Annotated in this window: 11 protein-coding genes and 1 other RNA gene; 9 read left to right on the top strand and 3 right to left on the bottom strand. The window is 32.8% G+C overall.

The window, feature by feature from the left end; all coding sequences use genetic code 11:
* Positions 1-112: 112 nt before the first annotated feature.
* Genes rnr through RTP52_RS06405 form a run of 4 tightly spaced genes read left to right on the top strand, consistent with a single transcriptional unit; the run spans position 113 to position 4,651 of the window.
* Entirely contained in the window at positions 113-2,263 is a 2,151-nt protein-coding gene (rnr, locus tag RTP52_RS06420) for a ribonuclease R (RefSeq protein ID WP_312369963.1), read from the top strand.
* A gap of 23 nt (positions 2,264-2,286) precedes the next feature.
* Positions 2,287-2,751 (top strand): SsrA-binding protein SmpB, encoded by a 465-nt coding sequence (smpB, locus tag RTP52_RS06415; RefSeq protein WP_312106559.1) that lies wholly within the window; start codon positions 2,287-2,289, stop codon positions 2,749-2,751.
* Between the two features lie 13 nt (positions 2,752-2,764).
* Positions 2,765-4,411 (top strand): putative manganese-dependent inorganic diphosphatase, encoded by a 1,647-nt coding sequence (locus RTP52_RS06410; protein WP_312106558.1) that lies wholly within the window; start codon positions 2,765-2,767, stop codon positions 4,409-4,411.
* A 36-nt stretch (positions 4,412-4,447) separates the two neighbouring features.
* Positions 4,448-4,651: a hypothetical protein gene (locus tag RTP52_RS06405; protein ID WP_312369961.1), complete on the top strand. Its 204-nt coding sequence runs from the start codon at positions 4,448-4,450 to the stop codon at positions 4,649-4,651.
* A 75-nt stretch (positions 4,652-4,726) separates the two neighbouring features.
* Here the strand turns inward: RTP52_RS06405 and RTP52_RS06400 are convergent, their stop codons facing one another.
* A complete protein-coding gene (locus RTP52_RS06400; protein ID WP_312106556.1) occupies positions 4,727-4,930 on the bottom strand; it encodes a cold-shock protein in 204 nt (67 codons plus the stop codon).
* 401 nt (positions 4,931-5,331) lie between these two features.
* On the opposite strand from RTP52_RS06400, the gene RTP52_RS06395 reads away from it, so the two are divergent.
* From RTP52_RS06395 to RTP52_RS06385, 3 genes are all read left to right on the top strand, one after another.
* Positions 5,332-6,633, top strand: coding sequence for a GHKL domain-containing protein (locus RTP52_RS06395; protein ID WP_312106554.1), 1,302 nt, complete (start codon positions 5,332-5,334; stop codon positions 6,631-6,633).
* Positions 6,634-6,688: 55 nt separating this feature from the next.
* On the top strand, positions 6,689-7,264 hold the full coding sequence (locus RTP52_RS06390; RefSeq protein ID WP_312106553.1) for an accessory gene regulator ArgB-like protein: 576 nt from the start codon (positions 6,689-6,691) through the stop codon (positions 7,262-7,264).
* 428 nt (positions 7,265-7,692) lie between these two features.
* Positions 7,693-8,103, top strand: a complete 411-nt coding sequence (locus RTP52_RS06385; RefSeq protein WP_312106551.1) for a response regulator — start codon at positions 7,693-7,695, stop codon at positions 8,101-8,103.
* A gap of 105 nt (positions 8,104-8,208) precedes the next feature.
* Here RTP52_RS06385 and RTP52_RS06380 read toward each other — a convergent pair whose 3' ends face one another.
* Positions 8,209-9,159, bottom strand: coding sequence for a helix-turn-helix domain-containing protein (locus RTP52_RS06380; protein WP_312369957.1), 951 nt, complete (start codon positions 9,157-9,159; stop codon positions 8,209-8,211).
* 198 nt (positions 9,160-9,357) lie between these two features.
* Here RTP52_RS06380 and RTP52_RS06375 point away from each other — a divergent pair, with 198 nt between their 5' ends.
* Together RTP52_RS06375 and ssrA are read left to right on the top strand one after the other, a co-directional pair.
* Positions 9,358-9,510: a hypothetical protein gene (locus RTP52_RS06375; protein ID WP_312369955.1), complete on the top strand. Its 153-nt coding sequence runs from the start codon at positions 9,358-9,360 to the stop codon at positions 9,508-9,510.
* A gap of 730 nt (positions 9,511-10,240) precedes the next feature.
* Positions 10,241-10,577: a transfer-messenger RNA gene (gene ssrA, locus RTP52_RS06370) on the top strand.
* 452 nt (positions 10,578-11,029) lie between these two features.
* Here the strand turns inward: ssrA and RTP52_RS06365 are convergent.
* Positions 11,030-11,602, bottom strand: coding sequence for a thymidine kinase (locus RTP52_RS06365; RefSeq protein ID WP_312369954.1), 573 nt, complete (start codon positions 11,600-11,602; stop codon positions 11,030-11,032).
* Positions 11,603-11,622: the final 20 nt, after the last annotated feature.

Below are 11,622 nucleotides of genomic sequence, written 5' to 3'. Positions count from 1 at the left end.
CAAATCATTAATTATGATACGAAAATCAAATTCTGGAACAGAGTAAGAAACGAAAAGAAGTTTTCAACATCTTGATTTATGAGTGTGCTAAAGCACATAGATGGGAGTTAGAATGGAAAAAGAAATATTGAATAATAAAAAAGAGTTATTGTTACAAGTCATAACAGATAAATCCTATCGTCCAATGAAATTTCGTGAACTTGCAAGTTTACTTCAAGTTCCAAAGGATGAGAGAGACGATTTGAAAATAGTAATGGATTCCCTGATATCTGATGGGAAGATTATGTTAGATGGGAATGGAAGATACAAAGAAACGAATGGTAATATAAAAACGGGAATATTTTCTGGTACCACAAGAGGCTTTGGATTTGTTAAAATAGAGGGGGAAGAAGATGAAGAAGATATCTTTATCCCAGAGAGCGAAACCAAAGGTGCTTTGAACAAAGACCGTGTACAGATAGCTATCTTTGAGGAACAAAGCGGAAGACGAAGAGAGGGTGCGGTTATCAGTGTCCTAGAGAGAAATGTAACTGAACTTGTAGGAACCTTCCAAAGAAGCAAGAACTTTGGCTTTGTTATTGCTGACAATACAAAGTTTAACAGCGATGTTTTTATTCCGAAGGAACATACCAAAGGTGCAGTAAATGGTCATAAAGTATTAGTTCAGCTAACGGATTACGGTAGCGAAACAAAAAATCCAGAGGGCAAGATTATAAAAATTATCGGTCATATCAACGATCCTGGTGTTGATGTTGTATCGGTTATATTAGAAAATGGATTGCCAACTGAATTTCCAGACGAAGTAATGAAACAGGTAGAGCGTATTGGAGAAGAAGTAAGCAGTGCAGAGATTGGCGGAAGAGTAGATCTTAGAAATCTACAAACCGTAACCATAGATGGCGAAGATGCTAAGGACTTAGACGATGCAATCACATTATCTAAGAAAGGTGATATCTATCAATTAGGTGTACACATTGCAGACGTTAGTAACTATGTTACCGAAGATTCTCCACTTGATAAGGAAGCGCTTAAGAGAGGGACCAGTGTATATTTAGTAGACAGAGTAATTCCGATGATTCCACACAAATTATCAAATGGTATATGCTCTTTAAATGCAGGCAGTGACCGCCTTGCATTATCTTGCATGATGGAGATCGATGAAAAAGGAAATGTGGTTGGTCATCGAATTGCAGAAACGGTAATAAATGTTGACCGAAGAATGACCTATACTTCTGTGAAAAAAATCTTAGAGGATCATGACGAAGCTGAGATAGAGGAGTATAAAGAGCTTGTTCCAATGTTTGAATTAATGTTAGAATTAGCAAATATACTTCGTGAAAAGCGTAGAAAGCGCGGTTCCATTGACTTTGATTTTCCGGAAAGCAAGATTATATTAGATTCTGATGGTAGACCAACAGAGATTAAACCATATGAAAGAAATAAAGCAACGAAGATCATTGAAGATTTTATGTTAATTGCCAATGAAACTGTTGCAGAAGATTTCTTCTGGCAGGAGTTACCGTTTGTCTATCGTACGCATGAGAATCCAGATATAGAAAAGATTCAAAAACTTAGTGTCTTTATCAATAATTTTGGTTATACCATGCGAATCGGGCAGGAGGAAATTCATCCAAAGGAATTACAGAAATTATTAATTAAGATTGATGGAAAACCAGAGGAAGCATTAATTAGTAGACTGACACTTCGTAGTATGAAGCAGGCAAAGTACACCACGTCCTGTGATGGACATTTTGGTTTGTCCACCAAATACTATTGTCATTTTACTTCTCCAATCAGACGTTATCCTGACCTTCAGATTCATAGAATCATAAAAGAAAATCTACGCGGAGGATTAAAAGAAAAACGAATCAATCATTACGAGAGTATATTAAATGGGGTAGCTAAGCAATCAAGTTTAGCAGAGCGTCGGGCGGATGAGTCTGAAAGAGAAGTAGAAAAACTTAAAAAAGTTGAGTATATGAGCCAATTTATTGGGCAAACCTTTGAAGGAGTAATCTCAGGAGTTACTTCTTGGGGTATGTATGTGGAACTTCCGAATACAGTAGAAGGTATGATACGCCTTGCAGATATGCATGATGATTATTATATTTATGATGAAGAACATTATCTGCTAACGGGAGAGCATACCAAGAGAACCTATAAATTGGGAGAGGCAGTCGTTATCCGAGTTGAGGATACTGACAAATTGATGCGAACGATTAACTTTTCTATCGTTGGAAGAGCAAATCGCATCGAAGAATAAAAAGAATCAAGGGGGAATAGGACATGGCAAAAGAAGGTATTAAGCTAATAGCAAATAATAAAAAAGCCAGATTCGACTATTTCATAGAGGATACGTATGAAGCTGGTGTCGTATTGCATGGCACCGAAGTAAAATCTCTACGTATGGGAAAATGCAGTATCAAAGAATCCTTTATGCGTATTGAAAACGGAGAGGTATATATTTATAACATGCATATAAGCCCATATGAAAAGGGAAATATATTTAATAAAGATCCATTGCGCGTTAAAAAGCTTTTGCTTCATAAATTTGAGATAAATAAAATTGTTGGTCAAATCCAGCAAAAAGGATATACACTGGTTCCATTAACTATTTATCTAAAAGATAGTTTAGTAAAGATGGAAATCGGAGTAGCTAGAGGTAAGAAACTCTATGACAAGCGACAGGATATTGCAAAGAAAGATCAGAAAAGAGAAGCAGAGAAAGACTTTAAGGTAAAGAATCTCTAGCAGGAGGAAATATATGATAACAAATGCGAAAAAAGTAACAGTAATTGGCCATAAGAACCCGGATACCGATTCCATCTGTTCCGCAATCTCTTATGCAGCGTTAAAACGTAAATTAACAGGTGATAACTATGTTGCAAAACGTGCAGGACAGATTAACTCGGAAACACAATATATCCTGGAACGATTTAAAGTAACACCACCGGAATATGTTGCTGATGTTAGGACACAAGTTCGTGATATCGAGATTAGAGAAACAGAAGGTGTTAATAGTACCTTGTCTTTAAAAAAGGCATGGAGTTTAATGAGAAAAAATAATGTCGTAACTCTTCCGATTACGGATAAAGATAAATTAGAGGGTATTATTACGATTGGTGACATCACAACATCTTATATGGAAGTATATGATAATGGTATTCTGGCTGAAGCAAAGACACCTTACATTAATATCTTAGAAACACTCGAAGGTACTCTTTTGGTTGGTGACGAACATGCAATCTTTGAGCAAGGAAAGGTGTTAATTGCCGCTGCTAATCCAGACTTAATGGAAGATTATATAGAAGAGCATGATTTGGTTATTCTAGGAAACCGTTACGAGTCTCAGCTTTGTGCAATTGAGATGAAGGCAGGTTGTATCGTAGTATGTGAGGGTGCTAAAGTTTCTATGACTATCATGAAACTAGCCAAGGAAAGAGGTTGTACGATTATTAGTACACCACATGATACGTATACGGTAGCAAGATTAATGAACCAAAGTATGCCAATTAGTCAATTTATGATTCGAGATAATTTAATCACCTTCCGTACGGATGCATACGTTGACGAGATAAAGACAGTAATGGCAAAGCAGAAAAATCGTGATTTCCCTATTCTTGACCATAAAGGTAATTATCGTGGTATGATTTCGAGACGTAACTTATTGAATATGGAAAGAAAACAAGTAATCATGGTGGATCATAATGAGAAAGATCAGGCAGTGGATGGAATTGAAGACGCAGAAATCTTAGAAATCATTGATCATCATCGTCTAGGTACCATTGAGACAATGAAGCCAGTATTTTTCCGAAATCAACCGCTTGGCTGTACAGCGACGATTGTTTATCAGATGTACTGTGAAAATCATGTTGAGATAGAACCATCGATTGCTGGACTTCTATGTGCGGCTATTATTTCAGATACATTAATGTATCGTTCACCAACATGTACTAAGTTTGATATAGAGGCAGCAGAAAATCTTGCAAAGATTGCAGGAGTTGATGTGACAGAATTTGCAGGAGAGATCTTTGAGGCAGGAAGTAATCTCAAGTCAAAATCAGCAGATGAAATTTTTTATCAAGACTATAAAGATTTCTCTGTAGGAGATACAACCTTTGGCGTAGGACAAATTAACTCTTTAAATGCTTTAGAGCTTTCAGAAATCAAGGACCGTTTGTATCCATATCTTGAGAAGGCAAGAGAAGAGCATGGAGTAGATATGATTTTCTTTATGTTGACGAATATTATCAGAGAATCAACGGAATTACTATGTGTTGGTTCCATGGCAAAGCAAGTGGTTGAGAGTGCTTTCCATGTTAAGGAAGTCTCCAATAGCTATAAGTTAGATGGTGTGGTATCAAGAAAGAAACAGTTGATTCCTGGGATTGTTGCAGCTATGCAAGAATAATGATAATAGAATTTTGTAGCATGTAGCATTATAATTATGAAATATATTTACAACAAGAAAAAGTACGCTTCGTTAACTTTTCTTTATTATAAAACAAAGGCTTTATGTCAGTCTTGGGGTATGATTCTTATCAATCATGCTCCAGTACTTGATGTAGAGCCAAAAAAGAGCAAACCAGATACGGTTTGCTCTTTTTCGTATGATGCTTACTCGCTATTTGCTCAGCAAGGTGAAATGTGATCGTAAAGACAAAGTGTCTTCGCCTTCAAGTAAAATTGCTTGAAGACGAAGACACTTTATTAAATCTTTATTCGATTATGCAATGTTAACGTTAGTTGCCTGCATACCACGAGCGCCTTTAGTAATCTCGAAAGTTACATTCTGACCTTCGTCTAAAGACTTAAAGCCATCTGCTGCAATACCGGAAAAATGTACGAAAACATCTTCACCAGTTTCGCTGTTTGTGATAAAACCAAATCCTTTTTGTGCATTGAACCATTTAACTGTACCCTTGTTCATAAGATACCTCCTAAAATATTGAATATTTGACAGCATGCTGTCTTGTGAACAATAAAGAAACTTTACAGTAACCTTACTGTCTAAAACTAAAAGCGACTGCACTTAATGCTTACGAGTGATAGCTCATAAAAAAATCACATATTTTTGTAAATCATTAAATGTTAATGACTTACAAAAATATGTGAATCAAAATCGCATTTATATTACCCTATTACTATAGCATAGTAAAGATGAGAAGTCAATTACAAAATAAGGGAAAATCAATATGAATTAATTTAGAAAATAATTTTGAAAATGCCAGTTATTGTTTTGACAAAAATGTTTAAAAAAGGTAGAATATAGAAATAGAGTAATGTATCAAAGCGCTAGGGGATTAGAAATTAAAGGTGGGGATATTACATATGCATGATTCAATTCTTTTATTACTAGATTGTCTAGTAGTAGCATTTTTTGTACGCTCTTTATTTCGTAAAAAAGGAATTTACGGATTCGCAGGATATACAGCTGCTTTATTTTGTATGTCATATTATAAAACAAAGATTAATATAGAGATTCCTTTTTATATTGGTGAAATACTTATGCAATTTTTACCTTTAGTTTTTATCATTATATTAACTTATTATTTATATCAACGCAATTTTGTAGTGTCTTTAACTACCGGATTTTTAATAACTGTTGTAATTGTTGTATTACAGATTTTAGCTCTATTAATTACTAATGCTGTATTTAGTTTATTAAATATAACGTTACCGAAACAAGTTCATCTTGATATTTGTCAAGGAATGTATATGATTGGTATGGTGATATTGGCCATTTATATGTGGATAAATCAAGATAATTTCTATGATAAAGTAATAAGATATTGTGAAACGAAAACGAAAAGAGCCCAAAGATTTGTAAAATACATCAAGTTTGGAGTAACATTATTCCTTTTGGTAATGTTTGCTGTTGTGGGGGCAGATATTTATGAAAAACAAGGAATTAGTAATGAATCATTTTTGTTAATCTGTTTTACAATACTTCTTGTCTCAACAATTTTTTTATTAACCTACTATGAATCTGTTATTACGAGTTATAGGAATCGACAAATTGAAGAGAGAAATAAATTAAACGAGATCCATCAGGATTTTGTTGAGAATATAAACTACTTTGGTCATAGCTACAATAACATGATGCAGGCTGTGAACTTCTTTGTGAATTGTGAAGAGCTAAAAATTGAGGATGTCCGTGTAGTTTTAAAAGACTTACTGGATTGGGATAATAAAAATAAAATAAACTATAAGTTAAAATATATTAATATCCCAAACACTGTGGTAGCATCAATATTAAGTATAAAACAAGATTATGCTAGGGAATTAGGTGTGAATTTAAAGGTTACTTATGATGGTAGTAGCGATGTTGAAATAAATTCCAAAATATTTATTGATCTAATCAACATTATTGTAGATAATGCGATTGAAGCTGCACACTTTACTAAGGACAAGACGGTTTATATCAATCTAAAATTTGATGATGATCGATTTGAATTTACTACTAAGAATTTCAAGAACTATGATGAAAACGGTAAGTTATTAAAGTATGGAACATCAAAACATATTGGTCTAAGAAATATTGAGGAAATGGTAAGAAAAAATAAGAAAATTAATTACGATATTACGGATAACAAAGGAGAATATGAGATACGACTAACCATAAATAATTAGTGTACTTCAGATTAAGGAACGTAATTTGTTACATAGTTTAAAGGAGGCTGTATAATTGAATCATTTTACTTACAATGATTTAGAGCAATTATTAATGACAACTAAGGGGTATGAACCTATAAGAGCTAAACGTGCAGTTTACCAAACAAAAAATTTTCTACGCAGCTTGATTTTTTCGCTTCTAATTGCGTTTATTCTTTTTTGGTTTCATTGTTTGGAAGAAGCTGTGATTGCAATGATTGTGCTCAAGTTATATCGGAGTAACTCTGGTGGTATACATGTTAAGAATTATCTGGTATGTTTTTTTAGTTCCTTACTATTGGTAGGTGCTATCATTGTGATTACCAAATTAGTACCATTAACAATTCAGCTAGAGATAATTTTATGGTTGATTAATCTTTTTTTATGGTATCGATATGTACCACAAGGGACAGCTGCAAGGCCGATTCGTAAGATGGTAGAAAAGAAAGAGATGAAATTTAAATTTTTTATTGCTATGGTACTTACCTTTTTAATTCGTTTTCTTTGGATGGAAATTTATAGTATGTGCTTATTCTCGATGTTATTAATATTATTATTAACTACTCCAATGGTGTACAAGATTTTCAAAGTACAACATGATAGAATATAATTAAATATGCAAAAGTATCCAAAAAACCACTTGTTAAATTATGTAAGGAATGATAAAATGAACTTGTACTTTAATTTATAATTAATAAAGGAGGTTATATTTATGACAAAGATTTTATTATCAGCGGTAACGACATTTGTAGCAATTGCAGAGGCACTTTCTGGCCAATGCCTATTTTGGATCTTAGGTCAGGATGATATGCCAGAGGAATTAATTGACTAATCTAGTAAGATAAATGGAAGCAGAGCCTAACATTGGAAACATGTAGACTCTGCTTCTTAAGAATTTAAGGTGTATGAATCGCTCGGTGGTTATCTCAAGAAGAAAGATAAAGGAAATGCAATTGAATTATTTATGTTTTTCTGCTATTATAGTATTATAAATAACTTTAATAAGAAAATGAATTTTTATGAAATGAGGTGACAGACTTGAATATATTAATTGTTGATGATGTGGCTTTTATTCGAATCGGTATAAAAACTAGTTTAAGCAAGTATAGAAATTTATATATGTTTGATGCTGGAACCTATGAAGAGGCAGTTAAAATCTTAGACGAGGAAAAGATAGATCTTATTTTTCTTGATCTGAATTTAAGTACAAACTCACAAACAAAATTGGAACATGAAAATGGCTTAGATATTGTTCGGTACTTAATGGAAAAAGAGACAGATTCGCCGTATGTTGCTATATTATCTGGAACAGTAAATGAATCAAAGATGAGAGAGGCATACAATCTTGGGATAACGAATATTGTTTCAAAACCGTTTAGTACTGAAAGTTTGATGAGTATAATAGATGAGGTGCATGAGGCGATGTATCAGGTGCCATTACCGAGATAATTGTTTATGATTTAAAACATAACAAAAAACGTATAATCCCAGACTGATAGGATTATACGTTTTTTGTTTTATGGAACCTTTACTATTTTGTTTCATGGAACTTTACTATTCGTACATTTTTATTTTTGATAACTCTGGATAATCTTCCTTCATAATTTCCTCACAGCTCTTTAATTCATTTATATCTCCCTGTAATAAGTATAGCCCCATACAGATATCGTAAGAGGCTCTTGCTTCATTATATTGTTTGAGTGTATATAACACACGCATTTTTTGTCTAACTATATTAGTCAAGTAATAAGAGCAATTATTTTTATTTGCAAAAACAATTCCTTTATCAAAATAATTTAGAGCTAATTTATACTCCTCTAATTCAGATTTTTGTGTACCCATATTATAGGAAGTCGATAAATATAGTTGCTTTACAAATTCTATTGAAGATTGATAATAAGAAAAGTTTAATGCTACTTTTTTTTCGATGTCGATTAATATCTTATTCCATATTTCTATAGATAAATCTAATTTCCCTAATTCATTAAGATAACACCCAAGATTATGATATAAATTCAAACCAATACATGAGGAAATTTTACCATATAAATGATTTTTGCTAAAAATTGGGTCTTCAATATGTAATCCACTAATACAATATTGTACTGCTTGGTTATACTCGCTTTTGTTATGAGCACATAACGACTTATAATAGTATATGAACTGAAGATTTTCACCTTTTTTAAATTCAGGATAATATTCAATTCTATCTATAAGTTTCTCTAACTCATCATACTGACCACCTCGGATCAAGACATCTGCTTCAGTTTTAATTGTATTTGCTTGCAATGTTTGATCGCAGTAAATAAGTTTATAATAAGCGATAAGGTCGTAATTTAAACGATGGGAAAGTAACTGAACTAGATACATCGAAGGTTCTGAAATATTATTTTCAATTCGCACATATTGCCTTAAAGAGCATATATCTTTACATGTATCTACTTGCGTCATATTATTTGTTTTTCTAATTTCTTTTAATAAAGCACCAAATGTAGCTGTTATCATTAAATCACCTCAATGTGACATACTTGTCAATATTCAAGATATAAATATTATACTAAACTTAATATAACAAAAAGATAAATTTAAATCACCCCAATGTGACATACTTGTCAATATCCATGGCATATATTATATGCTAAACTCAATATAACATAAAGGAAATCATTAAATCAATCAAATTATAAAATTAGGAGAATGGATATGGGGAAAAAATTATTAGTAATCTTATCAGTAGTTGTATTGGCAAGTAATTTATTGTGTTTTGCATCAGTATCAAATAATGTTGAATCTACAAATCAAATTCAATTATGCGATAAAGCGGGTCTTATTGTAAACTTACCAGTTAAGTTATGATGTAAAATTAATTGCTACACTTTCTTTATCATGAATATGATTACTAACTTATAATTACAGCAAGATAGGAGACATCATGATTAGGACAACTAAGGGTTGTTAAAAGACTGTAAAAGAAATATTAAATATTTACAGTAGTATATTACATACGAAACTTTATCGTTCATTTCACTGATGTTGGGGAAACCTATGTTGATCATGATGTGGAACCAATTCCGGACAATATAAAACCATGGTGTTAACCTTGAGGGGATGAATATTTATCTGATAAATGACTAAAAAATGTCAGGAAGAGGACTACTCAAACTTCATTTTAGAAATCATCAAAACATGTAACGAATAGTAACAAAACAGGAAGAGGAATTTATCTTAAGAGTTAATAATCTGCTTTATCAAAAGCAATGTGATTTGTTATTAGGTTGGGCAGTGGTAAGCAATAAACGGGTAACCTATATGGTGAACAAGAATATTGCAGGATGGAAAATGCATCACTTGATGTTTTGGTTGGCTGTGTAAGTGATAACTGACTTAAGAATTCCTGAATTCCATGACAAATTAATGGACATGGAAAGTATTCAATAACTAATTTAGCCCCCAAAGTATATTCATACATATGACGGTTGCAGTCTTCGATAAAACGAAAAACTGCAGCCGTTATTTTATCTATTGACAAATAGTAAATACTATACTATAATCAACTCACACCTCAAAATAGGTATTGTAATTATTTGGGGATGTACCGGTTTCGACAGGGGTTTTGAAATTGGAGAAGCAAGTCGTAGGAATGCGTTAAATCCAAAATAAATATAAACGCTAACGATAATTTAGCATACGCTGCCTAATGGCAGCTGTCTGACTTAGAGCACCTATACTTTAAGACCCAGGCATCGACTATGTAGGAAACGACACATACAAAGCTTTGAGTATGCGGGCGTAACATGAAGCTACTGAAATCAGAATCGTGTTGATTCGAGTCTGACGTAGGGAATGTCAAAAGATCAACTAAACTTGTAGAAGTACAATGGAAGGGCTTTTGGACACGGGTTCAACTCCCGTCATCTCCACTCTTGAACCTTAGTGTTTACTAGGGTTTTTATTTTTTTGTAGTTCATGTTGTATAAATCATCGAAATGATTATTTGCTATATCTGTTAATTGTTTCTGAAAATCATTATATAGGATAAAAAGATTGTATTAATATCTTTTTGTTCTTTTTTTTATGTAAAAAATTATTTAACCTCATCAGGGAAGTCCTCCGTTTCTTTAAGCGGGGGTAAGGACTTCCTGCTTCAGTAGGAAGTTCCTGTTTTAAAATGCCACGTATTAGCAATGAGGTAGAGTTGGTAGCGTAAGTGGATCGCGAATATCCGCTTTGACTGGAACAAGAAAAAGAAAGCATTGCGAACTTTCTTTGTCATAAATAAAAAAATGTTAGGGATGCGAAAAATTTGCATACCCTAACACTTATGGTTACAGAAACATATGGTGAATTAGATTTCCTAAGAATACATATTTTATAATCAATGTTTCTCTTGTTTTATCTTTAAATTATTATAGCAATATTTACACATTGCCCTATATTTATCATTTCCTCCAATTTCAACTTGTTCTCCACGAGTAATAACATTACCATGTTCGTCAAAGCGAACGTTCATCGTAGCTCTACGACCACAGGAACAAACGGTTTTGATTTCCTGTAAGCTCTCAGCAAGTTCAATCAATCTTTGGCTTCCTTCAAAAAGATGTTGTTGAAAATCCGTCAACAAACCGAAACATAAGACATTGTTATGAAAGGAAATATCATATAGCTCATCAACCTGATCTTTGGTAAGAAATTGAGCTTCATCAACCATAATGATATCAGAAGGATGTTTTTGTAAGATTTCTTTTATAGAATCTGATGGCATAACCATAATGCACTCTGCTTCAATTCCAATCCTTGACTTAATAATTGATGTTCCTTCTCGGTCATCTATGGAAGGTTTTAATAATAAAACATTAAATCCCTGCTCCTCATAATTGTGGCGAATCATCAGAAGATTTGCTGATTTACTGCTATTCATGCAACCGTATTTAAAATATAATTTTGACATTCATACCTCCGTGGTAGAAA

The organism is Lachnoclostridium sp. (assembly GCF_031997925.1).
Lineage (GTDB): Bacteria > Bacillota > Clostridia > Lachnospirales > Lachnospiraceae > Lachnoclostridium.
Note: the sequence above shows the minus strand (reverse complement) of the source record. Positions and strands in the feature narration are given on the sequence as shown.